The following is a 25655-nucleotide window of genomic DNA, read 5'->3' as shown; positions in this document are numbered from 1 at the left end:
CAGCCGCCAGGACGCGGTGGGTCGGCGAGAGGTCGAGGACGCGCGCGCCTGAGCGCCTGCGAGGCCCGGATCCCGCCTCCTGGACCCGCGACCCAGGGAACGCTGGCAGGATGTACGGGACGGTCGGTGCGCGAGAGCGCGCCGCACGGACGGCACCGCCCGCTGAGAGCGGCCCCGCCCGGCCCCGTCCCGCACACCTCCACCCGCTCCCGACAGCGCTCACAGCGCCGGAGCGACACATCACCGCGGCCCGACCGGGCGCGCGGTCGGACCCTGCGCCGCGCGCCCGCGTCCAGCCACTCCCTCCCGGAAGAACCGCATGAGAAACGCCAGAACCGCCAAGCCCGCCCGCCACCACCTCGAGCTCCCCAAGCCCAAGCCCCTCGAGAAGGGCGCCATGCGGATCACCCCGCTCGGCGGCCTCGGCGAGATCGGCCGCAACATGACCGTCTTCGAGCACAAGGGCAAGCTGCTCATCGTCGACTGCGGCGTCCTCTTCCCCGAGGAGAACCAGCCCGGCATCGACGTGATCCTCCCCGACTTCGCCGCGATCCGCTCGCGCCTGAAGGACATCGAGGCCATCGTCCTCACCCACGGCCACGAGGACCACATCGGCGGCGTGCCGTACCTCCTCAAGGAGCGCGGCGACATCCCGATCATCGCCTCGACCTTCACCCTCGCGCTGATCAGCGCGAAGCTGCAGGAGCACCGCATCACGCCACGCACGCGCCCGGTGAAGGAGGGCGACCGGATCGACGCCGGCGTCTTCGACCTCGAGTTCCTCGCCGTGAACCACTCCATCCCGGACGGGCTCGCCGTCGCGATCCGCACCGAGGCCGGCCTCGTGCTGCACACGGGCGACTTCAAGATGGACCAGTTCCCGCTCGACGGGCGCACCACCGACCTCCCCGGCTTCGCGCGCCTCGGCGACGAGGGCGTCGACCTGTTCCTGGTCGACTCCACGAACGCCGACGTCCCCGGCTTCGCGATCTCGGAGGGCGACCTCGCCCCCGCGATCGACCAGGTGTTCCGCACCGCGCCGCGCCGCATCGTCGTGTCCAGCTTCGCGAGCCACGTGCACCGCATCCAGCAGGTCCTCGACGCCGCGCAGCGCCACGGCCGCAAGGTCGCCTTCGTCGGCCGCTCGATGGTCCGCAACATGGGCATCGCCGCCGACCTGGGCTACCTCAAGATCCCGGCCGGCCTCGTCGTCGACATGAAGGTGCTCGAGAAGCTCCCCGCGACCGAGATCGTGATGATCTGCACCGGTTCGCAGGGCGAGCCGATGGCGGCGCTCTCGCGCATGGCCAACAAGGACCACATCATCGACATCGGCCCCGGCGACACCGTGCTGCTGGCCAGCTCGCTGATCCCCGGCAACGAGAACGCGATCTACCGGATCATCAACGCCTTCACCCGCTGGGGCGCCACGGTCGTGCACAAGGGCAACGCCAAGGTGCACGTCTCGGGTCACGCCAGCGCGGGCGAGCTCGCCTACTGCTACAACATCCTCCGCCCCACCGCGGTGCTCCCCGTGCACGGCGAGTGGCGCCACCTCACCGCGAACGCGGCGATCGCGACCCGCACCGGGATCGACGAGAAGGACGTCTTCGTCATCGAGGACGGCGTCTCGATCGACCTGGTGAAGGGCCGCTCGCGCATCAGCGGGCGCATCCCGGCCGACCAGATCCTGGTCGACGGCACCACGATGGGCGTCGCCACCGAGGACGCGATGAACGACCGCATCGTCCTCGCCGAGGAGGGGGCCATCACGGTCCTCGCCATCGCCGACCTCGACCGCGGCACGCTCGGCGAGCCGGTCGAGTTCTTCACCCGCGGCTTCGTCGAGGAGCCGGGCTGGAAGGCCAACGCGAGCAAGGCGATCGACGACGCCGTCCTGCAGGCCGCGGGCAAGCCGGTCGAGCTCGAGGCCATGGAGGCGCTGATCACGCGCACCCTCGGCCGCTGGCTGACCCGCCGCCACCGCCGGAACCCGGTCATCACCACCATCGTCGTCGAGGAGTAGGCGCCTTCCACGCCGCCCTCCGCCTCCGCTACCCCCTGCCCCGCGAGGCGCGGGCGGAGCAGAGTGGGAGGGTCGGCAGGTCGCCGACGCGAAGGGAGAGCGCCATGAGCACCGACCGCACCACGGGTGAGGACACCGAGAAGACCGAGGACCTCCCCGACGGCACCGGGACGGACACCTCCTCCGGTGGCGGCGACACCGACACCGTCTCCGGCGGCGAGCCGGACGAGCCCGCCGAGTAGGGCCGTGAACGACGAAGGGCGGGACCGCGAGGTCCCGCCCTTCGTCGTTCCGCCGATCAGATCAGCGGGCCGTCGCTCTCGCTCGAGCGGCGGGTGACCTGCTCGCCGCTGGCCGGGTCGACGGCCGAGCGCGTGGTCGAGACGGCCTGGCGGCGGCGCGTCAGCAGGACCAGCCCGAGGATCAGGCCGACCGCTCCGGCCGCCATGAGGATGTAGCCGACCAGCTTCAGGTCGATCCCGGACACCTGCACGTCCACCGCGAAGGCGAGGACCGCGCCGACGACGAGGAGGAAGATCCCTGCTCCGATGCTCATTGCGTGCTCCTTCTGACTGCCGCCGGAGCGCACGCGGGAAGCGCGCAGGGGCACCGGCGATCGCCCCACGGTAGACCTCGGGTCCGGCGGCCCCCAGGCCTTCCGGCGGGAGCCTCCGGGGGTGTAGGGCGGTGCCGGGTCAGCGGTCGGAGACGCGGAGCATCACGCGGGTGCGGTCGGCGCGGGTGACCAGGCCCTCGATCAGGAGGAACACGCGGTACTCGAGCCGGTACTTCGCCAGGAACACGCGGCCCAGGCGATCGACCTCGCCGGGGTCGGCGTCGATCTCCGCGGCGGCCTCGACCGGCACCGCGTAGTCGGAGACGCGGCCGCGGCGGTCGCAGGGGACGAGGGTCACCCGCGCGTCGTTGCGGAGGCGCTTCACCTTGCCGCTGCGGCGGGGAGTGGTGACGATCAGCTCGTCGCCGTCGCGGGCGATCCAGACCGGGGTCGAGACGGCGTCCCCGGACTTCCGGAACGTGGTGAGCGAGACGAAGCGCTCGTCGGCGAGAGCGGTGAGGTCCTGGGAGAGGGGCATGTCCGAAGTAGAGCGGGCGGGAGCGGTCACCGCAAGCCTCCGTGGCACCTCGATCCGCCCCCGTAGGGTGGAGTGATGACCGACGCGACGCCTCTGATCGGCCCGACCGAGGCGCCCGATCTGCACGTGATGACCTACAACATCCGCCGCCGGATGCCGCGCCTCACCTCCCGCGCCGTCGACCAGTGGGACCGGCGCCGCCCGCTCGTCCAGCGGGTGCTGGAGCAGGAGCGCCCCTCGATCCTCGCCGTGCAGGAGGCGCTGCCGGACCAGTCGGCCGCCGTGCACGAGGCGCTGGGCTCCTCCTTCGAGGCGATGGGCTTCGGCCGGGACGCGGACCGCGGCGGCGAGCGCGTGATGCTCTTCGTCGACCGCAGCCGCTACGCCGTCCGGCACTGGACCCAGATCGCCCTCTCGGACACCCCGGACGTCGCCGGCTCGCGCAGCTGGGGCAACCGCATCCCGCGCACCGCCGTGATCGCGGAGCTGACCGATCACGCGACCAGCCGCGAGCTCACCGTGGTCTCGACCCACTTCGACCACATCTCGCGGCGCTCGCGCCAGCGCTCCGCCGAGCTGATCGCCCGCCGCGTCCTCGAGCTCGGACGCCCCGCGATCGTGATGGGCGACACCAACACCGACGTCGACACCGTCCCCTACCGGACGATCCTCGAGGAGGGCCGCCTCGTGGACGCGTGGGAGACGGCGGAGAAGCACCTCACCCACTCGTGGAGCACCTTCTCGAACTACCGCGCGCCGGCGCCGGGCAAGCGGATCGACTGGCTGCTCGTCAGCGAGGGCGCCTTCGAGGTCGTCTCCGCGGGGATCAACGCCGTCCGCTACGGGGGAGCGGCGCCCTCCGATCACGAGCCGGTCCAGGCCGTGCTGCGCTTCACGAAGCCGTGAGCGGCTCCGCCCTCGTCGAGACCTTCCTCGAGCCCCCGCGCACCCGCGGGGAGTGGACGGCCGACGGCATCCGCGCGATCGGGGCGGCGAGCATCGTGGCGGCCGCGATCGGCTGGGACCTGGTCGACGTGGCGGTGCTCGCGCTCGCGGCGATCGGGCTGGTGCTGCCGCGCTTCCTCGGCATCCGTCCGGCGCTCGACGCCCTCTTCGGGCTCGCGCTGCTCGTGGCGTCCTGGAGCAGCGTCCTCGGCCTGTACGAGGCGTGGCCGCAGTGGGACCTGGTCGTGCACTGCGTGCTCAACGGGCTGATCGCCGCGGTGGCCTACATCGTCGCCGCGCGGGCCGGAGTCGTGCCGGCGGTCGCGGGCGATCGCGGGCCGCTGCTCCCGGCGGTCGTGCTCTGCGCCTGCTTCGGGACGACGGCGGGCGTCCTGTGGGAGTGGGGCGAGTGGGCGGGGCACCGCTTCATCGACTCCTCGATCTTCGTCGGCTACGAGGACACGCTCGGCGACCTCGCCGCCGGCGCGCTGGGCTCGGTCCTCGCCGGCGCGCTGATGCGCTTCTGGTCCGCGAAGTCCCGGGTGGTCGGACCCGGCGCCTCGCGCGGCGTCGGAGGTGCGGCGTAGCCTGTCCCGCATGTGCGGCCGCTTCGCGATGGACTCCGAGACCGATGAGCTGATCCGCGAGTTCGTCGCCGCGGGCGGGCGCGCCGAGGACTGGGCGCCCGACTACAGCGTCGCTCCCACCGACGTCGCGCCGATCGTGCGCGAGCGGCTCCACGACGGCGAGCGGGAGCGCGAGCTGGAGCTCGCGTCCTGGGGCTTCACCCCGTCCTGGTCGAAGGGCAGGGGGCCCTCGCCGATCAACGCGCGCCTCGAGTCGGTCGCGACGAACGGCCTGTTCCGCGGGGCGTTCGCCAAGCAGCGCGCGATCGTGCCGATGCGCGGGTACTACGAGTGGGAGGCCCGCGCCGACGGCAAGCAGCCCTGGTTCCTGCAGGGCGAGGAGTCGAACCTCGCCGCGGCCGGCCTCTACACGGCCCGGAAGGAGGGCGACGACTGGCGCGTCTCCTTCACGATCATCACCCGCGAGGCGCGCGACGCCTCCGGCGAGGTGCACGACCGGATGCCCGTGTTCCTCACGCCCGACGTGCGCGACGCCTGGCTCGACCCGGCTCCGCTCGCCTCCGCCGAGGAGATGCTCGCCACCCTCGACCGGGCGTCCGTCGCGATGGCGTCGACCGTCACGGCCCACCCGGTCGACCGCCGCGTGAACAACTCCCGCACGGTCGACCGCCGCGACCCGGGCCTGCTGACGCCGATCGCCTGACGCCGGTCGCCTGACGCCGGTCGCCTGACAGGCGCGGGACGATCCGCGCGGTCCGCGGAACCTCCGGGCGAGGGCGGACGACCGGTGGTGGGCGGACCGGAGAGCACGGGAGGGGCGGAGCCGCGGCCCCGCCCCTCCCGGGCGTCCTACTTCGTGCCCGCGTGACCCGGGAACGGCTTGCCGTTCAGCGAGACCTCGTCGGGGTCGACCTCGACGTCGCCCACGTCGTCCGGGCCGCCCGTGCCGGGCACGGCCTTCACCTCGGCCGAGCCGGAGACCTCGGTGCGGCTCTCCGCCGGATCCGAGTCCTGCTTGGCCTCGGTCTCGCGCTCGCTGCCGGGCGACTCCGAGATGTCCTTCTCGATGGTCTCGCTCTCGGAGGAGGTGGCGGGCGCCGCCCCGTCCGGCTTGCCGATGGTCGAGCCCTGGTCGTCCTGCTCCGTGCGGTCCTGGTCCATGTCGTCGCCTTTCGTCGGGACCTCCGACGCTACGTCGGGGCGCGCGCGGGGGCACCCGCTTGACAGCCCGGCCGGGGGAGGGCGGCGTGCAGGGTCGACGTACTACCCTGGGTCGACGGTCGCACCGGGGGGCGCGGCACACCCGCCGCCGACCGCGAGGAGGACCCGTGGCATCCCACCGGACAGGCGACACCCGCATCGTCGGGACGACGGTCGACGGCCGGTACACGATCGAGGAGCTCATCGGCCGGGGCGGCATGGCCACGGTCTACCGGGCGCGAGACGGCGTCCTCGGCCGCTCCGTCGCGCTGAAGATGTTCGCCCCCGGCATCGACGACGCGCAGGACCTGCAGCGCAAGGCGTCCGAGATCCGGCTGCTCGCGGCGCTCAACCACCCCGCCCTCGTCACCCTCTACGACGCGCACGACGGCGGCGACGACACCAACGGCCAGGCCTACATGGTGATGGAGCTCGCCGAGGGCCCGAGCCTGTCCGAGCGGCTCGCCGAGGGCCCGGTCGCGCCGAACGACGTCGCCTCGATGGCGGGCGACCTCGGCGAGGCCCTGCACACGGTCCACGCGGCCGGAGTCGTGCACCGCGACGTGAAGCCGTCGAACGTGCTGCTCGTCCCGAGCCCGCTGACCAGCCGCGAGTTCCGCCCGAAGCTGGCCGACTTCGGCATCGCCTCCCTCATCGACGCGACGCGGATCACCGCGCCCGGCACCCTCATCGGCACCGCCGCCTACCTCAGCCCCGAGCAGGCGCACGGCGACCCGGTCACCTCGGCGAGCGACATCTACTCCCTCGGCCTGGTGCTCCTGGAGTCGCTGACCGGCCGCCGCCCGTTCACGGGCTCGGCGATCGAGGTCACGCTCGCCCGTCTGCTCCGCGACCCCGAGGTGTCGGAGTCGCTCGGCAGCGGCTGGACCTCGCTCCTGACCGCGATGACGCGGCGCGAGCCCGGCGAGCGTCCCGCCGCGCTGCAGGTGGCGGAGTCGGCGCGCCGGCTGATCGATCCGCGGCGCGACTCCCCGCCGGCGGCCATCGTCGTGCCCGACGTCCCCGCCACCCGGGTGATGTCGACGGAGGCGCTCGCCGAGACCGAGCCGATCACGCGGGCGGAGGCGCTCGATCCGACCCGCCGGCTCGCGGCCGACGCCAACCCGGCCACGGAGGCGATCGCTCCGACGCAGCGCTTCACCGCGACCGAGCGGATCGCTCCGGCACCGCGGATCGCTCCGGCACCGCAGACCGCTCCGGCGCCGCGCACGGCTCCGCTCCGCCCCGCGGCCGCCCCTCCGCAGCGCCGCGGCCCGAGCCCGTGGCTGATCGTGCTGGTGCTCGCGCTGGTCGCGGTCGCCGTCGGGCTCGCGATCATCCTGATCGACGGTCCCCAGTCGCCTCTGCCGCAGGTGGACGGCGAGCTGGGCGACCACCTCCGTCAGCTGCGCGAGAGCATCCGCTCGTGAGGGGCCTCCGACTGCGCGCCGCCGGCGCCGTGCTCGCCTCGGTCCTGCTGCTGAGCGGATGCTCCTCCGCGCCGCAGGGCATCGACGAGGGCACCGCCCAGACCCTCGACGACGCTGTGGTGGCCGTCGCCGAGAAGGCCTCGGCCGACGACTACCAGGGCGCTCTCACCGAGCTCGCCTCGCTGCAATCGGCGCTCGACGCCGCGCTCGCCGAGGGCTCCGTCAGCTCCGACCGCGCAGCGACGGTGCAGGCGCAGGTCGACGTCGTCCGCGGCGACCTCGAGGCCCTGATCGCGGGAGCCCCGGAGCCGGCGCCGGCCGAGACGACCGCCCCGGCTCCCGAGGAGACGACCCCGGTCGAGGAGGAGCCGGAGGACACGCCGGCCCCCGTCGAGACCGAGGACGACCCCGCCCCCTCGCCCGAGGAGTCGGAGCCGGAGGAGACGCCGACCGAGCCGGAGGAGCCCGCGGAGGAGACCCCGGCCGCTCCCGGCGAGGACGCTCCGGGGAACAGCGGGGACGCTCCGGGGAACAGCGGCGACGCACCCGGGAACAGCGGGAACGCTCCCGGCAACGGCAACGGCAACGGCAACGGCAACGGCAACGGCAACGGCAACGGCAACGGCAACGCGGGCGGCAACGGCCCGGGCGCTCGCGGTGCGGCGACCGGCGTCGGCGCCCCCGCGGGCAGCGGTGCCGCACCCGGGGCCGCGAAGGGCCCCGGCGGCCGCTAGAGCGCTATTCCTGGGTCGAGAGCACGGCGAACGCGGCGTCGAGCTCGACGTCCACGTCCGTGCCGTCCTCGCGGGTGACCTCCACCTCGAAGGCGTGGTCGGCGTCGTCGCTGCGCTCGGCCTCGGTGACGGTCCCGGAGCCGACGGCGCCCAGCGCCGCCTCGCTCGCGCGGGCGAGGTCGTCGCCGGTGAGGTCGTCCGGGTCAACGGCGGCCGTGGTCGGGTCGCCGGCAGGCACGCCGTCGTCGCCGGAGCCGGCCTGGAGGGCGCGGTCGTCGGGGTCCACGGACACGACGGCGAAGGAGTCGTCGAGGCGCACCTCGTACTCGAGGCCGGCGCGGTCGGTCAGGTCCAGCTCGTAGCCGGTGGCGCCGTCGTCGTCGCGCTCGGCCGAGGTGACGGTCCCGCCGCCGATCTCGGCGAGCGCGGCCTCGCTCGCGCGGTCCAGCTCGCTGCCGGTGAGGGAGTCGGACCCCTCGAAGCCGTCGGTCGCCGCGTAGGCGATGCCCGTCCCGGCTCCGATCAGCACGACCGCTCCGGCGATCCCGGCGATGATCTTCGTCTTCTTCTGCACGATGGCTCCGTCCCGGCGCCGCTCGTCGACGCCTCCAGCACTCTCGCGGTCGGGCGCTGAAGCAGGCCTGAAGCGCCCGCTCAGCGGACGAGCGGCACCCGCACCTCGACCCGGGCGCCGCCCAGCGCCGAGTCGCCGACGACGACCCGTCCGCCGTGGGCCCGCGCGAGCCCGGCGACGATCGCCAGGCCGAGGCCCGACCCTCCGGCGTCGCGCGCCCGGCCCTCGTCGAGGCGGACGAAGCGCTCGAGCACCCGCTCGCGCTCCGCCGCCGGGATCCCCGGCCCGTCGTCGTCCACCGCGAGCACCGCCTCCGCTCCGTCGACCCGTGTCGAGAGCGCCAGCTGCGAGGAGCGGTGCCGCAGCGCGTTGTCGACCAGGTTCCGCAGCGCCCGCGAGAGCAGGGCCTCGTCGGCCACCGCCTGCACGGGCGAGATCCCGCTCGCGTCGACGCGGGCTCCGGAGTCGCGCAGGCGCCGCACCTCGCCGAGGGCGAGGTCGTCGAGGTCCACCGGAGCCGCCGCCACGGCCAGGCGCGCCTCGTCCGCCCGGGCGAGCAGCAGCAGGCCCTCGATCAGCCCGCCGAGCCGCACCGACTCCTCCGCGACCGTCCTCGCCAGCCGGGCGGAGTCGAGCCGGTCCGGGTGCGCGAGCGCCACCTCCGCGGTCTGGCGCAGCGCCGCGACGGGGGAGCGCAGCTCGTGCGAAGCGTCCGAGACGAAGCGCCGCTGCCGCTCCTGCCCGCTCTGCAGCCGATCGAGCATCCGGTTGAGGGTGTGCGCCAGCCGGTCGACCTCGTCGCCGGAGCCGGGAGCGGCGATCCGGCGGTCCAGGGCGGAGGAGGTGACCGCCTCGGCCTCCGCGCGCATCCGCTCCACGGGGCGCAGCGCCCGGCCGACGACGACGGCGCACACCACCGCCACCAGCGCGATCAGCAGCGGGACGGCGACCGCGAGCAGCCCGATCGTCGTGGACACCGCCTCCTCGCGGCCCTCGTCGGGCACGCCGACCACGACGAGGGAGTCGTCGTCGAGCTCGCGGGCGGCGACCACCACCGGCCCCTCGTCGTCCACGTCGACCGTGACCGGGTCGTCGCTCTCGGCCAGCGCGAGCGGAGGGAGGTCCTCCGCGTCCTCGCCCGCGGCGGCGACCCGCCCGTCGACGACGAGCTGGACCAGTCCCTCCGAGCCGCGGACGGCCTCCGGGCCGCCCTGCTCGACCAGCGCAGCGACCCGCTCCGCCTCGGCGTCGGCGGCGGAGGCGGCGCTCGAGGCGAGCACGGAGGAGAGGACCAGGACGAAGAGCACGCTCCCGAGGAGCGCGGCGGCGGCCACCACGGCGGTCGCGGCCGCGGTGATGCGGGTCCGCAGGCTCCGGTGGCTCACCCGGCCACCAGCGTGTAGCCCGCCCCGCGCCTGGTGCGGAGGGTGTCGCGACCGAAGGGCCGGTCGATCTTGTTGCGCAGGGTGCGGACGTAGACCTCGACGATGTTCGGGTCGCCGTCGTAGTCGAAGTCCCAGACGGCTCCGAGGACGTCGCGTTTGGAGACGACCTCGCCCGCCCGCGAGACGAAGTACTCGAGGACGCTGAACTCGCGCGCGGTCAGCGGCACGGCGACTCCGCCCCGCTCGACGGTCCGGGACGCCGGATCCAGCACGAGATCGCCGACGACGCGCACCGTGGGCCGCTCGGCGGCTCCGCGGCGGATGAGGGCGCGCAGCCGCGCGACGAGCACCGGGAACGAGAACGGCTTGGTGAGGTAGTCGTCGGCGCCGGTGTCGAGGGCCTCGACCTGGTCGAGGTCGCCGTCCTTCGCGGTGAGCATCAGGATCGGGGTCCAGTCCTCGGCGGCGCGCAGCCGCTCGCAGACGCGGAAGCCACTGACGTCCGGGAGCATCAGGTCGAGGACGATGGCGGCGTAGTCGGCCTCCTGCGCGTACCAGAGGGCGTCGGTGCCGGTGGTCGCGGTGTCCACGGCGAAGCCCTCGGCCTCCAGGCCCGTCTCGAGGGCGCGGAGCAGGTTGATCTCGTCGTCGACGACCAGGATGCGGATGGCGGCCTCCCCGGGCTCGGCGCGCGGGGCCCCGCGCGAGCCCAGGCTAGCCGCGGCCCCGCTGAAGCCCGCCTGAAGGGCCGGCGGACCACCTCCCCGCCGAGGCGCCGGCTCCCCGCCGGGACACCGGCCGGAGCGCGGTGTCCCGGCGGGACGCGCGGCGCCCGGGCGCGGGTCACTCGTCGCGGTCGGTGTACTCGCCCTCGCCCTCGGCGGAGGTGCCCGCGGCGCTGGTGTCGACGTAGCTGCCCTTGTCGGCGGTGCTCTGCTCGTTGACCGAGGTGTCGACGTAGCTGCCCTCGGCCTCGCCGGCGGTGTGCGAGACGCCCTCCGTCGAGGTGTACTCGCCGCCCTCGGTGTCCTCGGTGCTCGTGCCCTCGGCGACGTGACGGCCGTGGCCGGCGGTGTGCTCGTCGTGACCCTCGTGGTGGTCGTGGTGCTCGTGACCCTCGTGGTGCTCGTTGTCGTGGTCGTGGTGGGCCATGGCGGCCTCCTCGCTTCGTCGCGTCGGTGCGCGGTCGGATCCGCCGCGCTCGCTCCGAGACTTCTGCATCGGGGGCGGGGGTGCAAGACGTGGCGGCTGCACATCCGTGCCGCGCAACTCCTACCGGCGCCGGATCCGTCCGCCTAGCCTCCGAGGATGAGCAGACCCCTTCGCACCCGCTGGAGCGTCATCGGCCAGCTCGGCCCTGCCTTCGACGACGGCGGTCCGATGCTGCTGGTCGAGGCCCGATCGGCGTTCGGGCGCCGCCCGATGCACCGCGCCAAGGCGCAGCTGCTGCTGTCGGCGCTCCGCCACCGCGCCCGCGAGCTCGGGGACCGCGCCGAGTACGTCCGCTCCGAGACCTTCGGCGAGGCCCTCGCCGGGCGCGACGACCTCGAGGTGATCGACCCGCCGACCCGCGGCGGCCGCCGCCTCGCCCGCAGGCTCGGCATGAGCGTCCTGCCCAGCCGCGGCTTCATCACGGCCGAGGAGGACTTCCGCGAGTGGGCGCTCTCCCGCTCGGGCAAGCGCCTGCTGCTGGAGGACTTCTACCGGTTGAGCCGCGAGCGCACCGGCGTGCTGATGCGCGGCGACCAGCCCGAGGGCGGCCGCTGGAACTACGACCACGACAACCGCCAGCCTCCGCCCAAGGGCGCCTCCCGGCTCGGCCTGCCGGACCCGTGGTGGCCGGAGGAGGACGACATCGACGAGGAGGTGCGCGCCGACCTCGCGCGCTGGGAGGCCGAGGGGGCGGTCCGCCTGGTCGGCGCCGACGGTCCGCGCCGATTCGCCGCGACGCCCGCCGAGGCCGAGGCGGCGCTCGCCGACTTCGTGTCGTCGCGCCTGGGCGACTTCGGGACCTACGAGGACGCGATGCTCTCAGGCGACTGGACGATGGCCCACTCGCTGCTCAGCGCCCCGATGAACCTCGGCGTGCTCGATCCGCGGACGGTCGTCGAGGCGGCCGAGGCGGAGTACGCCGCCGGGGGCGCGCCGATCGCGGCGACGGAGGGGTTCATCCGCCAGATCCTCGGCTGGCGCGACTACGTCTGGAACCTGTTCTGGCACCTCGGACCGGAGTACCGGAACCGCAGCCGCGCGCTCGGCGCCTCCACGCCGCTGCCCGCCGAGCTGCTCGCGCTCGACCCGAGCGGCATCGAGGCGAACTGCCTGCACGAGACTCTCGACGACGTGCACCGGCACGGCTGGGCGCACCACATCCAGCGCCTGATGGTGCTCGGCAACTGGGGACTGCAGCGGGGGTGGGATCCGGCGGAGCTCAACGACTGGTTCGTGGACGTCTTCGTCGACGGCACGGAGTGGGTGATGCCGGCGAACGTGATCGGGATGTCCCAGCACGCCGACGGCGGCGTCGTCGCGACGAAGCCGTACGCCTCGGGCGGCGCCTACATCAACCGGATGTCCGACTACTGCGGCGGCTGCCGCTTCGACCCGAAGGTGCGCCTGGGCGAGAACGCCTGCCCGGTGACCGCCGGGTACTGGGCCTTCCTCGACCGGGCCGAGCCGGTCCTCCGCGGCAACCACCGGATGGCCCAGCCCCTCGCGGGCCTGCGCCGCCTCGCGGACCGCGAAGCGGTGGTCGACCAGGAGCGCCTGCGCGAGACGTACTGACGCGGGGTCGGCGGCACGCCCGCCGCTACTCCGCGCGCACGAAGCGCGACACGGTGACCGCGACCGTCACCGCGGTCGTCCCCTCCACCGCCGCGAGCCGAGCGTCCAGCGCCTCGGGATCCACGTGGTGGGCACTCGGCCCCATCAGCACCTCGGCGCGCAGCTCGTCGACGCTCATCAGCACCGTCGTGTCGAGCTCGATGCGCTCCTCGAGCGCGAACCCCGCCAGCTGCTCGTCGAGCCGCTCCGCCTTGCCGGCGTCGATGCCCAGCATCCCGAACCGCTCGCGGATCTCGTGCAGGTGCCTCTCGCGCGGAGTGACGACGACGGCGACGCCGCCCGGACGGAGCACCCGTCGCATCTCCGGGGCGTTCCGCGGCGCGAAGACGGTGAGCAGCGCGTCGGCGGAGGCGTCGGCCAGCGGGAGGGGCTGCCAGAGGTCCGCGGTCGCGATCGCCGCCCGAGGGTGCGCGCGGGCGGCGCGGCGGGCGGCCGGGGCCGAGAGGTCCAGGCCCAGCCCGTCCGCCGCCGGATGCGCCTCGAGCACGGCCGCGAGGTAGGCCCCGGTGCCGCAGCCGAGGTCGACCACGAGCCGCGCATCGGCGGGGACGGCCGCGGCGACCGCGTCCTGGATCACGCGGTAGTGGCCGGAGCCGAGCAGGTCGGCGCGGGCCTGCACCATCGCCGTGGTGTCGCCCGAGGTCGCGTGCCTCCCGCGCAGGAGCGAGGCGTAGCCCTGGCGCGCGAGGTCGGAGCTGTGCCCGAGGGGGCAGCGGAGCGAGGAGGGGCGGGGCAGCGCGTCGGGGGCGAGCGCGCCGCCGCAGACCGGGCAGGCGAGGGCGGGCAGCACCGTCGATCCGGGTCGGGCGGCCGGATCGAACGCGCTCACTCCGCTCCGGGCGCGCGCGCCCGCATGGCGGTGACCGCCGCGTTCAGCGTCGCGATGGTCGGCACCGCGAACAGCGCCCCGGCGAGCCCGGCCACCTCGAGCCCGGTCGCGACTCCGAGCACCACGGCGAGCGGATGCACCTTCACGGCGGTCCCGAGGATGAGCGGCTGCAGCACGTGCCCCTCGAGCAGGTGCACCAGGATCACGACGCCGACCATCACCAGCGCGGCGACGGGCCCGCTGAACAGCAGAGCGACCAGTGCGGCGAGCGCACCGGTCACGATCGCGCCGAGGATCGGGACGAACGAGCCGAGGAACACCACGATCGCGATCGGCACGACGAGCGGCAGCTGCAGCGCGAGCGCGCCGATGCCGATGCCGACGGCGTTGATCCCGGCGACGCCGAGCTGCGCGATCACGAACTGGCTGAGGGTCCGCCAGCCGGCGGCGCCGCCGCGCTCCATCGCGGGGCGCGCGCGGCGGGGGAGGAGGCGGAGGAACCAGTGCCAGATCCGGCGGCCGTCGAGGAGCAGGAAGATCAGCGAGAACAGGGTGAGGAGGGTTCCGGCGAAGACCTCGGCCAGCTGGGAGCCGACGGCGAGGGCCCCGGACGCGATCGTCGACGCCTGCGCGTCGGCCCAGTCGACCGCGCGCTGCGCCCAGTCCGAGAGCTGGACGTCCGAGAACGACAGCGGCGGGCTCCGCAGCCACGCCTCGACGCCGTCGACCGCGTCGAGAGCGCGCTGCCCCACTCCGCTGAAGCCGGAGCGCGACTGCACGATCACCAGCCCGACGAGGCCGGTCAGCAGGAGGAGCATCAGGACGATCGAGACCAGGACCGCGAGCGGGCGGGGGAGCCGCAGGCGCTCGAGCCGGTTCCGCAGCGGGGTGAGGAGCGCGGTGAGCAGCAGCGCGATCAGCACCGGCACGACGATCACGGGCAGCAGCGAGACGAGGCGCACGAGGAGGTAGAGGAGCCCGGCGACGGCGAGGAAGCGCCACGACCAGGCGGCGGCGATCCGCATCCCGGTCGAGACGTCGCCCGAGGCGTCGTCCGGCGAGTCCGAGGGGGCCGGAGCCGTGACCGCAGCCGGGGGAGCGGCGGCCGCAGGCGGACTCGCCGCCGTGCCGTGCCGCTCGTCGCGCGCTCGCCGTCCCCGCATGACCCCTCCGATCCTCTCGCAGTGTACGGCGGAGCGGCCGTCCGGGACCGGGAGGGAGCCCGGGGGCGCCCCGCCTGGAGGGATCCGGGCGCCGGATGTGCCGGCAGCGGCTCGTCCGGAGGGCGGAACGCGCCGGATCGCGCCGTCTCCGCCCCGTTCCCCGTCTCGGCCGCGGGAGGCCGGTCCGCGCCGGTAGCGTTGTGCGGGTCGATGCCGAGCGAGGAGGGCGACGGATGCTGGAGGCGGTTCTCGCGATCGCCGCGTGGTGCGCGGGCGCGGTGCTCGTCGTCAGCGGCGCCCTGAAGCTCGGCCGCACGGAGCGGTTCCGGGCGAGCCTCGAGGCGCTCGGGGTCCCCCTCCTCCTCCGGCGCCGCGGCTGGTTCGCGGCCGCCTTCCCCGTCGTCGAGATCGCGCTGGGCGCCGCGGTGGTGCTGGCGCCCGCTCCGGCGCACCGTGCCGCCCTCGTGCCGGTGGCGCTCCTCGACGCCGTGTTCCTCGTCGTCGCCGTCCGCGCGGTCCGCGCGACGGAGGACGTCGACTGCGAGTGCTTCGGCGGGCTGGGCTCGGCACGGATGACCGGACGCACCGTCGCGAGGAACGCGGTGCTGCTCGCGCTCGCGGTCGCCGGGGCCCTCGGCGGGCTCGCTCCGGCCGCGCTGCTCGGCGGCGGCGGTGCCTCGGCGGCGGCGTCCGGGCTCGCCGCCGCTCTCGCCGCGGTCTCGCTCGTGCTGGTGCGCGACCGCCGTGCGGCGTCGACGGCCGCTCGCGTCCGGGCGGCCGCCCGCCTGTCCGCAGCCGACAGGGAGTCCGCGCCGGGGCGCGCGCCCGAGGGCGACCTCTCGGCCGCCGACCTCGCGTTCGTCACGGTGGCCGGCGAGCTCCTGACGCTCGAGGAGCTGTCCCGCCCGGCGACGCACCTCGTCTTCTTCTCGCCCTCGTGCGCCGCCTGCCACGAGCTCGTCGAGCGCTTCCGCTGGTGGCCCCACGGCCTGCGCCCGGGCGAGGAGCTGCTGCCCGTCCTCCTCGGCAGCCGCGAGGACTTCGCGGTGCACGCCGTCTACGGGCCGCTCGTCGACCACGCCCTCTACGATCCGGAGGGCCGCGTCGCCGCCGCCCTCGGCCGAGCGGGGACGCCGGGCCACGTGCTGCTCACGCCCGAGCGTCCGCTCGGCGACGGCTGGACCTCGGGAGCCGCGTCGATCGAGGCACGCGTGCTCCGGCCCGGATTCCTCGCCGAGCTGCAGGCGGCCGGCCCGGACCCGGCTCCGGCGGCCGGCGGCGCGGTACCGGCGGGGTGACGACGGCCGGCGGGCGGAGCGGTGCCGCCGGGCTGTCGACGACCGACCGACGGCGGCCGGGCTCAGCGGCGCTCGAACTCGCCGGACATCGAGCCGTGCACGGGGTGGGCGGGATCGTCACCCACGGCGCGGGCGGGATCGTCGATCTCCACGGCGCGGGACGGGGGCTCCTCGTCGCTCGCGTCGAGGCCGAAGCCGTCCTCGAGCAGCTCCTGGGCGATGCGGCTCGACAGGCCGCTCCTCTCGCCCGGTCCGGGGTCGCTCTCCGGGTCGACGGGGGCGGCGAACGCCTGCTCGAGTCCGGACGCCGGCATCCCGGCGTCGTCGATCGAGTCGGCTCGCCCGTCGAAGGGTCCTCGTGCAGGTCTCGGCATGCGCCCGAGCGTAGAGGACGGGCCCCCGGAGGTCGACGCTCCGTCGCGCACTGCCGGGCCGCCCGCGCGCCTGGTCAGTCGTGCAGCGACCAGGAGTGGGGAGCGACCTGGACGCCGCCGACGGTCGCCGTCTCGTCGCCGATGTTCAGCGCGAGCCGCGCGGTGCGTCCCTCCGGGCCCTCCGCCACGAGCATCACGGCGGTGTTGGAGAGGTCGACCGTGCGGGTGCTCGCGCCGACCAGCCACGGGTTCCGTCGGCGGAACGCGACGACCTCCTGGTGGGCCCGGTAGGCCTCCCCGCCCGGCCACTCGGCGGGCTCGGCCGGGAACTCCGGGCGGATCGCGTCGTCGCCGCCGATCCGCTCCTCCTTGACGCCGCGCAGGCCCCGCTCGTCGCCGGAGTAGATGCTCGGCACGCCGGCGACGAAGCCGAGGATCGCCGCGGCGTGGCCGTGGTGGCGCTCGTCGCTGACGGCGCTGGCGATCCGGGTCACGTCGTGGTTGCCGACGAAGGTGAGGGGCAGGAACTCGCGGACGAAGTCGTCGTGGCGCTTCAGGGACCAGGCCAGCTCGAAGAGGTTCGCCTCCTCGAGGGAGTTGCGGACGGCCTTCCAGAGCTCGTACTGCGTGACCGAGTCGAGCCCCGACTCCCGCACGTAGCCGGTGTAGTCGCCGTGGATGACCTCGCCGACGAACCATGCGTCGGGGAAGCGCTGCCGCACCGGGTCGATCGCCGCGTGCCAGGCCGCCGGCGCGACCGCGTACGCCGCGTCGAGCCGCCAGCCGTCGATGCCCCGCTCGAGCCAGTGCGCGAGCACGGAGGACACGTGCTCCGCGACCTCGGGGTTCCCGTTGTCGAGCTCGACCAGAGCGTCGTGCCCCTCGAACACGTCGACGCGGAGGCCGTCGACCTCCTGCGACCGCTCGCTGCGGGAGAAGCGCGCCGCCTCGGGGGAGCCCTCGCCGGCTGCGACCGCGGCACGCCACCAGGGGTGCTCCCGTCCCACGTGGTTGAAGACCCCGTCGAGCAGCACCCGGATCCCGCGCTCGCGGCACGCGGCGATCAGCGCGTCGAGGTCTGCCTCGTCGCCGAGGCGGGGATCGACCCGGAAGTGGTCGACCGTGTCGTAGCCGTGGGTGGAGGAGGCGAAGACCGGCCCCAGCAGCAGCCCGTTGCAGCCCAGCGCCAGCAGGTCGTCGAGCCAGGGGAGCAGGGCGCGGAGGCGGTGCTGCGGCTCGTCGTCCGGGCCCGGACCCTCCGAGGCGCTCGCCTCGGCGCCCGTGAAGCCGAGCGGGTAGACGTGCCACCAGATCGCCGTCGAGATCCAACCGTCCGTCTGAGCCATCGTGGCCGTCCTCCCGGCCCGCTCGGGCGCAGGCCGCCGTCACTGTAGCGAGGCGGGCTGGACCGGAGCCGCGCCCGCTCACGAGCCGGGCCGCAGGGCGGCGATCCAGGCCAGCACGGCGAGGCCCGCCCGCACGGAGGCGGGTGCCGTGACGGTGCAGACGAGCAGCGCGAGAGCCGCGCAGGCGAGCCCGGCCACCGCGCTCCCCCGCTCGCCCGCCCACCGCAGCGCCCGCACGGACGCGATCACCGCGGCGACCGCCACGGCGACGGCGGGGAGGGCCCAGAGCGGATGCACGGAGGACGCGAGCGCGAGCAGGCCCAGCGCGAGCGCGGCGAGGCCGGGCTCGTACGGCCGGCGAGCGGGAGGGTGCCGCCGGGGCGGCCGGGGGAGGGCCGCGTCGGCCGGAGCGGATGGAGGGAGGAGTGCCGTCGTCGTCATGAGCCGATCCTCGTCAGGCGGCGGACTCTGCGGAGTGGCGATCGGCGGATCGGTGGACGAGAGGCGCCGAGCGCCTCCTGTGGAGGGACCGACCGGCGCGATCGGCGTCGTTCCGGGCGTCTCAAGGCCGGAATCGCCGGAGATCCGGGGCGGGGCTGGTAGGTTACCGACGGTCCGACCGGTTGAGGACGTCCGTCCCCGGCCGAGGACGATCCATCGAAACCAGCTGTTCCGACAGCGAGAACGTCCTGGGAGGACACTCCATGGCTGACAAGTCGCTCAACCGCACCGAGCTCGTCGCGAAGATCGCCGCCGACTCCGGCCAGAGCCAGGCCGCCGTCAACGGCGTCCTCGACTCGCTCTTCACCACCCTCGCCGACTCCGTGTCGAACGACGTGAAGGTCACCATCCCCGGCTGGATCGCCGTCGAGCGCACCTCCCGCGCCGCGCGCACCGGCCGCAACCCGCAGACCGGCGAGACCATCCAGATCGCCGCCGGCCACTCGGTCAAGGTCTCCGCGGGCACCAAGCTCAAGGCCGCCGCGAAGTAGTCGCGCCCTCCGACACGGCCCCGGCACTGCGCCGGGGCCGTCGTCGTCCGCGGACGCGGCTGCCGATCAGCCGCGGAACGTAGGCTGGACCGGTGAATCGAACCGTCCGGATCGTCGGCCCTGCGCTCGTGCTCGTCGCCGCAGCGCTCGTCGCCCTCCTCGCGGCCCTGGCCTTCGGCGGGGGAGCCGCGGCTCCGCTGCTGAACGATCCCGGCCCCGTGGTCCGCTACGGCCTCCCGATCGCCAAGCTGGCCGTCAATCTCGGCGCCGCGGGCATGATCGGCTCGCTCGTGCTGACGCTGTTCGCGCTGAGCCCCCGCGCCGCCGCCGCCCGCGACGCCCAGTCCTCGTCCCGCGCCTCGACCGCTCACGCCTCCTCGCGCGGCGGCCAGTCCTCCTCCCGCGCCGGATCGACGCGCACCGCGGTCGCGCCCGCGCGCCCCGCGCCCGCCGAGGCCGCGCCCGAGCCGCGCACCGAGTTCTCGATCGCCCTCGACGTCGCCGCCGCCAGCGCCGCGTTCTTCGCGGCGGCCAGCGCGGTGACCGGGTTCCTCACCTTCCTCAACGTCACGCAGACGCCCCTGAGCCTCGACCGCGACTTCGGCACCAAGCTCAGCTACTTCATCGGCAGCATCGAGGTCGGCCAGGCCTGGCTCATCACGACGCTGCTCGCGGCCGTCGTCACCGTCCTCTGCTTCGCCGTCCGCAACCAGACCGCGCTCGTCTTCGTCACGGGCCTGGCCCTGCTCACGCTGCTGCCGATGGCGCAGCAGGGGCACGCGGCGGGAGCGAGCGGGCACGACGCCGCCGTCACGGCGCTGGGCCTGCACCTCGTCTTCGCGGCGATCTGGCTGGGCGGCCTCATCACCGTCATCGCCCTGCGGCCCCTGCTCGGCGGCTCCCGCCTGCTGCCCGTGATCGAGCGCTACTCCAGCCTCGCGCTCGTGAGCTTCGTCGTGGTCGCGGCGTCCGGGTACGTCAGCGCCGAGCTCCGGCTCGCCACTCTCGACAACCTGCTGACCGGCTACGGGATCCTCGTGCTGGTCAAGGTCGCGGCGCTGGTCGCGCTGGGCCTGTTCGGCGTTCTGCAGCGCCGCTACCTCATCGAGCGGATGCGGAAGGCCGGCGGTGTCGGCGGCCGCAGCTTCTGGTGGCTCGTCGGCGCCGAGATCGCCTTCATGGGGATCGCCTCCGGAGTCGCTGCGGCGCTCGCGCGCACCGCGACCCCGGTCGACCAGATCGCCGCCAGCCAGCTCACGGATCCGACCCCGGCCCAGCTGCTGACGGGCGAGCCCCTGCCGCCGCCCGCGAGCGCGATGAACTTCCTCACGCTCTGGAACATCGACCTGGTCTGGCTCCTGGTCTGCTCCTTCGCCATCGCGTTCTACGTCGCCGGAGTGGTGCGCCTGCACCGCCGCGGCGACCGCTGGCCCCTGCACCGCACGATCCTCTGGATCGCGGGCATGCTCCTCCTGGCCTACATCACGAACGGCGGGGTGAACGCGTACGAGAAGTACCTGTTCAGCGCCCACATGCTCTCGCACATGGTCCTCACCATGGCGGTGCCGCTGCTGCTCGTCCCGGCGGCACCGGTCACGCTCATCGCCCGCGCCGCCGCCCGCCGCACCGACGGCTCCCGCGGCGCCCGCGAGTGGGTGCTGCTCGCCGTTCACTCGCGCTTCGCCACCGCGATCTCGCACCCGATCGTCGCCGCGCTGCTGTTCGTCGGGTCGCTCTGGGGCTTCTACTACTCCCCGCTGTTCCGCTGGGCCACCACGGACCACATCGGCCACGAGTGGATGATCGTCCACTTCCTGATCACCGGCTACCTCTTCGTCAGCGTCCTGATCGGAGTGGACCCGAGCGTGCACCGCGTGCCCTACGCGATGCGCCTCCTGCTGCTGCTGGGCACCATGGCGTTCCACGCCTTCTTCGGCCTCGCACTGATGACGGGGGAGGGGCTGCTCCTGGCCGACTGGTACGGAGCGATGGGCTGGGGCACCTCCGCGCTCGCCGATCAGCAGGCGGCCGGCGGCATCGCGTGGAGCATCGGCGAGATCCCCACCCTCGCGCTCGCGATCGTCGTCGCGATGATGTGGAGCCGCTCCGACGCCCGCGAGACCAAGCGCCGCGACCGCCAGGCCGACCGCACCGGAGAGGCCGAGCTCACGGCCTACAACGACCGCCTGGCCGCCCTCCAGAAGCGCGGCTGATCCGCGCCCGGGCCCCGGGGTCCCGGCGGCCCGCGGGTACAGTGGAGCGGTGACTCAGCCGACCCTCTCCGACGAGCAGCAGCGGGTCTTCGACCTCATCGAGAACACGCGCGAGCACCTGTTCGTCACGGGTCGCGCGGGCACGGGCAAGTCCACCCTGCTCAACCACCTGAGCTGGAACACCGACAAGCAGATCGTCATCTGCGCCCCCACCGGCGTCGCGGCGCTGAACGTCGGCGGCCAGACCATCCACTCGCTCTTCCGACTGCCGATCGGCGTCATCGCCGACTCCGACCTCGACCAGCCGCCCGAGCTGCGCAAGCTCCTCAACACCATCGACACGCTCGTCATCGACGAGATCTCCATGGTCAACGCCGACCTGCTCGACGGGATCGACCGCAGCCTCCGGCAGGCGCGGCAGCGGCGCTCCGAGCCGTTCGGGGGCGTGCAGGTCGTCCTCTTCGGCGACCCGTTCCAGCTCGCACCCGTTCCCGGCGATCCGGAGGAGCGCGCCTACTTCGCCGACCGCTACCGCTCGCTGTGGTTCTTCGACGCCCTCGTCTGGCAGGAGGCGCCGCTGCGGATCGTCGAGCTCGGCCGGATCCACCGGCAGAGCGACGAGCGCTTCAAGTGGATGCTCAACGCGGTCCGCTTCGGCATGGTGACGAAGGAGATCGCCGACGTGCTGAACGCGGCGGGCGCGCGGACGCCTCCGGCCGACGACGCGATCACGCTCGCGACCCGCAACGACACGGTCAACCGCATCAACCAGGCGGCGCTCGCGCGGCTGAAGGGCCCGCTGAAGACCGCGTCGGCCGAGATCAGCGGCGACTTCGGCGGGCGTGCCTATCCGGCGGACCAGAACCTCGAGCTCAAGATCGGCGCGCACGTGATGTTCCTGCGCAACGACTCCGAGCAGCGCTGGGTGAACGGCACGATCGGCCGGGTGACGAAGGTCGCGGGAACGGTGTGGGTCGAGGTGGACGGCGAGGTCCACGAGGTCGAGCCCGCGACCTGGGAGCGCTACCGTTACTCCTACTCCGCCGCGACGAAGAAGCTCACCCGCGAGATCGTCGCCGAGTTCGCACAGTTCCCGCTCCGCCTGGCGTGGGCGGTCACGATCCACAAGTCGCAGGGCAAGACCTACGACTCCGCCGTGGTCGACCTCGGGCAGCGCGCCTTCGCCCCCGGGCAGACCTACGTGGCGCTCAGCCGCATCACGAGCCTCGAGGGGCTCTACCTGACGCGGCCGCTCCGGCCGAGCGACATCATCGTCGACAAGGACGTGCTGCGCTTCATGTCCGAACGGCGAGCCGAGCCCGCCGCCGTCGCGGAGGCGTCCGCGGACTGACGCCCCGCGGAGGACGTGGGAGCAGGGGCCTCAGGCCGCCGCGCAGGTCCGGTCGAGATCGCGGAACAGCTCCGTCGTCAGCCGGTACGCCTCCGCGACCTCCGCGATGACCCGCTCGCGCTCCTCCTCGTCCCAGCCCGCGGCGTCGAGCTGCTCGCGGTAGGTGGCGCGGAAGGCCGACGGTGCGGCGATCTCGCCGAAGAGGAAGAAGCCGACGCCGTTGGTCTCGAAGCCGAACCGCCGCTGCAGCAGCCCGCGGACGATCGCGCAGCCGGAGAGGTCGCCGAGGTAGCGCGTGTAGTGGTGGGCGACGAAGCCGCCGCTCCAGCCCGCGGCCACGGTGCGGATCCGGTCGACGTAGGCGCTGGTCGAGGGCAGCGGGCGGATGCGCTCCCGCCAGTCCTCACCGACGAGGAAGCGCAGGTCCTCCGCGATCGCGGGGAGCCGGGTGAGCTTGGCCGAGAGGAAGGGCTCCGCGACCGGATCGCCGGCCATGTCCTCCGCCACGGCCTCGAGGGCCTCGTAGACGAAGTAGTGCTGCGAGATGAGCGCGATGTAGTCGTCGCGGCTGCCGGAGCCGGTCATCAGCGAGGTCATGAAGGCGGCGCCCTCGTCGTCCGCGCCGGACTGCCCGATGCGCAGGCGCAGGGCCTCGGAGAACGGGATGACGTTCGACACGGTGGCCTCCCTCGGCGACTGAGGTCTGCCTTACCTTAGCCGAGCGGGGCCGCCGGGACCAGAGGGCGTCAGTGCCCGTGTCCGCGGTCGACGACGGAGTGCATCATCCCGCCCATGTCGCCCGAGCCGCCCGAGGAGGCGGCCATGGCGGGGGTGGCGAGGGCGGAGACGGTGAGCGCGCCGGCCAGGAGTCCGACGAGAGCTCGCGACGGCGAGACGGCCTTCTCCTCGACGCGCGGAGAGCGGAGCGAGACGGCCACCACGGCGACCGCGATCAGCTGGAGGACCGCGGCCGCCAGCGCGGGGAGGGGCTCGGCGAGTGCGCCGAGGGCCAGAGCGAGGGCGAACGCCGCCAGGGAGGCGACCGCGACGACCAGCGCGGAGCGCGGCACGACGATCCGGCCGCGTGCCAGGACGAGGACCGCCCAGAGGATCTCGACGGCACCGAGCACTCCGATCACCGGGGCCTGCACGCCCTCGCCGCCGGCGGCGAGCGAGAGGTGGACGAGCCCGGCGCCGAGTCCGGCGAAAGCGGCGTTGCAGCGGGCCACGGTGGTCATGGCGGCTCCTTCGCTGGATCGGGGAAGAAGAGGAGGCCCCGGATCGACACACCGCATCGTGTCGTCCGGGGCCGTTCAGTCCGTCCGCCGCGGAAAACGGCGGGCCCACGGCGGACGGAGTAGAGGGGGGCGGCAGGTGCCGCCCGGGTCAGGCGGTCGCTGCGGTGCGCGTCCTCGCCGTCTTCTCGGTGCCGAGTCCGACTCCCAGGAGCACCAGCGCGCTGGCCAGGTGCAGGAAGTGGTCGGCGGTGTTCAGCGCCAGCACGTTCAGGGCGGTGTCGACCAGGAAGAAGCCGACGATGCCGAGCAGCAGGTACACCGCTCCGACGGTCACGTTGACGGTCTTCGCCGCGGCGACGGTCGACAGGCCCGCGATCAGCAGCGCGCCTCCGATGAGCAGGTGGGCGATGTTGTGCAGCGGGTTCACCTCGAAGACGCCGAGCAGGAGCCCGCCTTCGGTCGAGAGGAACTGCACGCCTCCGGTCACGACGAAGCCGAGGAGCCCGACGACGACGTAGACGGCTCCGAAGAGAGTCGCCAGCAGTCGATTGGGGGATCTGCGCATGGTCTCTTACCTCCTTCGAGCAGCGCCTCTGCGCTGTACTCCCTCTCTTCGTAACCCGGCGCCTGCCGGTTTGGGAACGGGGTGGACTCCGCCGGTCACGGTCAGGACACGAATCGCGATCGCGCGCTCAGCGGCCCTCTCCGGCCCGACGGAGCCCCCGTACAGTGGTGCCGTTCGCAGACGACGGGGGAGTCGCACGGCATGGGATCTCGCAGACGGACGCGGACAGGACTGCTCGTCGTCCCGGTCCTCGTGCTCGCACTGGCCGGCTGCACGCCCGCCGCCGCCTCGCGCGTGGCGGAGGCGCCCGCGCAGGCGGCGTCGGAGGAGCTCGCCTCCGCCCTGTCGGGGTTCCTCGACGAGACGGTCGGCGTCGCCGGCGCGACCGGAGCGGTCGCCGGCGTCTGGTCGCCGTGGGGCGGCAGCTGGGAGGGCGCGGTCGGCTGGGAGTCGGACGAGCGCACCACCGCCCTCACCACCGACGCGCACCTGCGGCTCGGCACCGGCGGCACCGAGGCGATGACCTGCGACGTGGTCCTCGCCCTCGCCGACTCCGGCCGGGTCGACCTCGACGCCGACGTCGGCGAGACGCTGCGCTCCCTGCCCGGCATCGACGGGCTCACCCTGCGCGAGCTCTGCGCGCACACCTCCGGCCTGGCCGACTTCCGCTCGGCGCTCTGGCCGACCGTGCTCCAGAACCCCCCGCGGCAGTGGCCGACGCTCGAGCTGCTCGCCGCGGCCCAGGTGCGCGGTGCCTCGGCCGAGTCCGGAGCGGCGTGGTCCGACTCCGCCACCGGTCCGCTGCTCGCCGGCATCGTCGCTGCGCAGGTGACCGGTCGGAGCATCGGGGAGCTCTACGACCAGTACGTGGTGCCGCGGTACGGGCTGCGGAGCACGGAGCTGCCCGGCGCCTCCGAGGTCGACCTGCCCGCTCCGTCCCCCCGCGGCTATGCGGTCGCGCTCGACCCGGCGACCGGGGAGAAGCGCTGCGACGTGCGCCTCGACGTCACCGCCGCGTCCCCGTCCGCCCTCGGCGCCGCCGGCGGAGCACTGACCGATCTGGAGGACCTCCGGCGGCTGGCGACGGGTCTCGCGGCCGATCCCGCGGACGACGCCATGTGGCGGGACCCGGTCGTCCAGGGCCAGGGCCGCGCCGACTACCTCCGCGCCGGGCTCGGCGGGCACGAGGCGGGACCCCTCCGCGGCTTCTCGGGCCTCGCGCCCGGCTTCGTCACCGCGGCGTACTCCGACCCGGTCTCGGGCCTGACCGTGGCCGTCTCGATCAACAGCTCGACGCCCGGCGGGGACTTCGCCGCGACGGTCGCCCGCACCCTGGCCGCCATCGCGGTCGAGCAGGGAGCCGCGGCGGGAGCCGAGGGCCTGCCCCGGCTCCCGTGGACGGCCGACGGCGAGCGCGGCGCCGTGCAGGGGACCCCGACGCGCTGCTGATCCGGCGGCGCCCTACTC

28 protein-coding genes are annotated in these 25655 nt (G+C 74.2%); 13 read left to right on the top strand and 15 right to left on the bottom strand.

Annotation, left to right across the window (positions count from 1 at the left end):
- Positions 1 to 319: 319 nt before the first annotated feature.
- Together C5B98_RS04245 and C5B98_RS16835 are read left to right on the top strand one after the other, a co-directional pair.
- Positions 320 to 2026: a ribonuclease J gene (locus tag C5B98_RS04245; protein WP_104222925.1), complete on the top strand. Its 1707-nt coding sequence runs from the start codon at positions 320 to 322 to the stop codon at positions 2024 to 2026.
- A 104-nt stretch (positions 2027 to 2130) separates the two neighbouring features.
- Complete coding sequence (locus tag C5B98_RS16835; protein ID WP_159940924.1) at positions 2131 to 2268, top strand: hypothetical protein; 138 nt, start codon at positions 2131 to 2133, stop codon at positions 2266 to 2268.
- A 56-nt stretch (positions 2269 to 2324) separates the two neighbouring features.
- Here C5B98_RS16835 and C5B98_RS04240 read toward each other — a convergent pair whose 3' ends face one another.
- Positions 2325 to 2582, bottom strand: coding sequence for a DUF6458 family protein (locus C5B98_RS04240; protein ID WP_104222924.1), 258 nt, complete (start codon positions 2580 to 2582; stop codon positions 2325 to 2327).
- A gap of 139 nt (positions 2583 to 2721) precedes the next feature.
- Positions 2722 to 3120: a PPOX class F420-dependent oxidoreductase gene (locus C5B98_RS04235; RefSeq protein WP_104222923.1), complete on the bottom strand. Its 399-nt coding sequence runs from the start codon at positions 3118 to 3120 to the stop codon at positions 2722 to 2724.
- Positions 3121 to 3195: 75 nt separating this feature from the next.
- Here C5B98_RS04235 and C5B98_RS04230 point away from each other — a divergent pair, with 75 nt between their 5' ends.
- Genes C5B98_RS04230 through C5B98_RS04220 form a run of 3 tightly spaced genes read left to right on the top strand, consistent with a single transcriptional unit; the run spans position 3196 to position 5355 of the window.
- Positions 3196 to 4026 (top strand): endonuclease/exonuclease/phosphatase family protein, encoded by an 831-nt coding sequence (locus tag C5B98_RS04230; protein ID WP_104222922.1) that lies wholly within the window; start codon positions 3196 to 3198, stop codon positions 4024 to 4026.
- Entirely contained in the window at positions 4023 to 4652 is a 630-nt protein-coding gene (locus C5B98_RS04225; protein ID WP_104222921.1) for a hypothetical protein, read from the top strand. Before C5B98_RS04230 ends, C5B98_RS04225 begins: the two co-directional genes overlap by 4 nt.
- A gap of 10 nt (positions 4653 to 4662) precedes the next feature.
- On the top strand, positions 4663 to 5355 hold the full coding sequence (locus C5B98_RS04220; RefSeq protein WP_104222920.1) for an SOS response-associated peptidase: 693 nt from the start codon (positions 4663 to 4665) through the stop codon (positions 5353 to 5355).
- A 146-nt stretch (positions 5356 to 5501) separates the two neighbouring features.
- Here the strand turns inward: C5B98_RS04220 and C5B98_RS04215 are convergent, their stop codons facing one another.
- The gene (locus tag C5B98_RS04215; protein ID WP_104222919.1) at positions 5502 to 5813 is read right to left on the bottom strand and encodes a hypothetical protein; all 312 of its coding nucleotides are present in this window, start codon (positions 5811 to 5813) and stop codon (positions 5502 to 5504) included.
- 167 nt (positions 5814 to 5980) lie between these two features.
- Here C5B98_RS04215 and C5B98_RS04210 point away from each other — a divergent pair, with 167 nt between their 5' ends.
- Both C5B98_RS04210 and C5B98_RS16830 read left to right on the top strand, forming a co-directional pair.
- The gene (locus C5B98_RS04210) at positions 5981 to 7282 is read left to right on the top strand and encodes a serine/threonine-protein kinase (RefSeq protein WP_104308332.1); all 1302 of its coding nucleotides are present in this window, start codon (positions 5981 to 5983) and stop codon (positions 7280 to 7282) included.
- Entirely contained in the window at positions 7279 to 8016 is a 738-nt protein-coding gene (locus C5B98_RS16830) for a hypothetical protein (protein ID WP_181065451.1), read from the top strand. The genes C5B98_RS04210 and C5B98_RS16830 overlap by 4 nt, the downstream gene beginning before the upstream one ends.
- Before the next feature lie 4 nt (positions 8017 to 8020).
- On the opposite strand, the gene C5B98_RS04200 is transcribed toward C5B98_RS16830, so the two are convergent.
- From C5B98_RS04200 to C5B98_RS16825, 4 genes are all read right to left on the bottom strand, one after another.
- Positions 8021 to 8590 (bottom strand): PepSY domain-containing protein, encoded by a 570-nt coding sequence (locus tag C5B98_RS04200; protein ID WP_104327374.1) that lies wholly within the window; start codon positions 8588 to 8590, stop codon positions 8021 to 8023.
- Positions 8591 to 8670: 80 nt separating this feature from the next.
- Positions 8671 to 9975 (bottom strand): ATP-binding protein, encoded by a 1305-nt coding sequence (locus C5B98_RS04195; protein WP_104327373.1) that lies wholly within the window; start codon positions 9973 to 9975, stop codon positions 8671 to 8673.
- On the bottom strand, positions 9972 to 10643 hold the full coding sequence (locus tag C5B98_RS04190; protein ID WP_104249963.1) for a response regulator transcription factor: 672 nt from the start codon (positions 10641 to 10643) through the stop codon (positions 9972 to 9974). The genes C5B98_RS04195 and C5B98_RS04190 overlap by 4 nt, the downstream gene beginning before the upstream one ends.
- A gap of 175 nt (positions 10644 to 10818) precedes the next feature.
- Positions 10819 to 11127, bottom strand: coding sequence for a hypothetical protein (locus C5B98_RS16825; protein ID WP_181027115.1), 309 nt, complete (start codon positions 11125 to 11127; stop codon positions 10819 to 10821).
- A 156-nt stretch (positions 11128 to 11283) separates the two neighbouring features.
- On the opposite strand from C5B98_RS16825, the gene C5B98_RS04180 reads away from it, so the two are divergent.
- Entirely contained in the window at positions 11284 to 12759 is a 1476-nt protein-coding gene (locus C5B98_RS04180; protein ID WP_104327372.1) for a cryptochrome/photolyase family protein, read from the top strand.
- 25 nt (positions 12760 to 12784) lie between these two features.
- On the opposite strand, the gene C5B98_RS04175 is transcribed toward C5B98_RS04180, so the two are convergent.
- Positions 12785 to 13648, bottom strand: coding sequence for a methyltransferase domain-containing protein (locus C5B98_RS04175; protein WP_104226120.1), 864 nt, complete (start codon positions 13646 to 13648; stop codon positions 12785 to 12787).
- Positions 13645 to 14811 carry an AI-2E family transporter gene (locus tag C5B98_RS04170; RefSeq protein ID WP_104226121.1) on the bottom strand — a complete coding sequence of 389 codons (1167 nt, stop codon included), beginning with the start codon at positions 14809 to 14811 and terminating at the stop codon, positions 13645 to 13647. The genes C5B98_RS04175 and C5B98_RS04170 overlap by 4 nt, the downstream gene beginning before the upstream one ends.
- Before the next feature lie 233 nt (positions 14812 to 15044).
- On the opposite strand from C5B98_RS04170, the gene C5B98_RS17205 reads away from it, so the two are divergent.
- Positions 15045 to 16109, top strand: a complete 1065-nt coding sequence (locus C5B98_RS17205; protein WP_104327371.1) for a MauE/DoxX family redox-associated membrane protein — start codon at positions 15045 to 15047, stop codon at positions 16107 to 16109.
- A gap of 62 nt (positions 16110 to 16171) precedes the next feature.
- Here C5B98_RS17205 and C5B98_RS17200 read toward each other — a convergent pair whose 3' ends face one another.
- The 3 genes from C5B98_RS17200 to C5B98_RS04150 all read right to left on the bottom strand — a co-directional run bounded on the left by C5B98_RS17200 (position 16172) and on the right by C5B98_RS04150 (position 18270).
- A complete protein-coding gene (locus tag C5B98_RS17200; RefSeq protein ID WP_146076888.1) occupies positions 16172 to 16483 on the bottom strand; it encodes a hypothetical protein in 312 nt (103 codons plus the stop codon).
- Between the two features lie 74 nt (positions 16484 to 16557).
- Entirely contained in the window at positions 16558 to 17829 is a 1272-nt protein-coding gene (locus tag C5B98_RS04155) for an alpha-amylase family glycosyl hydrolase (protein ID WP_104222910.1), read from the bottom strand.
- A 78-nt stretch (positions 17830 to 17907) separates the two neighbouring features.
- Positions 17908 to 18270: a hypothetical protein gene (locus C5B98_RS04150; protein ID WP_104327370.1), complete on the bottom strand. Its 363-nt coding sequence runs from the start codon at positions 18268 to 18270 to the stop codon at positions 17908 to 17910.
- A gap of 263 nt (positions 18271 to 18533) precedes the next feature.
- Here C5B98_RS04150 and C5B98_RS04145 point away from each other — a divergent pair, with 263 nt between their 5' ends.
- From C5B98_RS04145 to C5B98_RS04135, 3 genes are all read left to right on the top strand, one after another.
- Complete coding sequence (locus C5B98_RS04145; RefSeq protein ID WP_056037903.1) at positions 18534 to 18821, top strand: HU family DNA-binding protein; 288 nt, start codon at positions 18534 to 18536, stop codon at positions 18819 to 18821.
- Positions 18822 to 18913: 92 nt separating this feature from the next.
- Positions 18914 to 21034, top strand: a complete 2121-nt coding sequence (locus C5B98_RS04140) for a bifunctional copper resistance protein CopD/cytochrome c oxidase assembly protein (protein ID WP_258063434.1) — start codon at positions 18914 to 18916, stop codon at positions 21032 to 21034.
- Between the two features lie 49 nt (positions 21035 to 21083).
- Positions 21084 to 22385, top strand: a complete 1302-nt coding sequence (locus C5B98_RS04135) for an ATP-dependent RecD-like DNA helicase (protein ID WP_104222908.1) — start codon at positions 21084 to 21086, stop codon at positions 22383 to 22385.
- A 30-nt stretch (positions 22386 to 22415) separates the two neighbouring features.
- Here the strand turns inward: C5B98_RS04135 and C5B98_RS04130 are convergent, their stop codons facing one another.
- The 3 genes from C5B98_RS04130 to C5B98_RS04120 all read right to left on the bottom strand — a co-directional run bounded on the left by C5B98_RS04130 (position 22416) and on the right by C5B98_RS04120 (position 24188).
- Positions 22416 to 23063, bottom strand: a complete 648-nt coding sequence (locus C5B98_RS04130; RefSeq protein ID WP_104327369.1) for a heme oxygenase (biliverdin-producing) — start codon at positions 23061 to 23063, stop codon at positions 22416 to 22418.
- A gap of 68 nt (positions 23064 to 23131) precedes the next feature.
- Positions 23132 to 23623, bottom strand: a complete 492-nt coding sequence (locus tag C5B98_RS04125; protein ID WP_104249917.1) for a hypothetical protein — start codon at positions 23621 to 23623, stop codon at positions 23132 to 23134.
- 148 nt (positions 23624 to 23771) lie between these two features.
- Entirely contained in the window at positions 23772 to 24188 is a 417-nt protein-coding gene (locus tag C5B98_RS04120; RefSeq protein ID WP_104222905.1) for a DUF4383 domain-containing protein, read from the bottom strand.
- A gap of 201 nt (positions 24189 to 24389) precedes the next feature.
- Between C5B98_RS04120 and C5B98_RS04115 the strand changes: the two genes are divergently transcribed.
- Positions 24390 to 25637: a serine hydrolase gene (locus C5B98_RS04115; RefSeq protein WP_104327368.1), complete on the top strand. Its 1248-nt coding sequence runs from the start codon at positions 24390 to 24392 to the stop codon at positions 25635 to 25637.
- Positions 25638 to 25655 lie beyond the last annotated feature (18 nt).

It is taken from the genome of Rathayibacter sp. AY1A5 (assembly GCF_002930875.1).
GTDB lineage: Bacteria > Actinomycetota > Actinomycetes > Actinomycetales > Microbacteriaceae > Rathayibacter.
The sequence above is the reverse complement of the archived record's forward strand: the minus strand, read 5'-3'. Positions and strand labels throughout refer to the sequence as shown.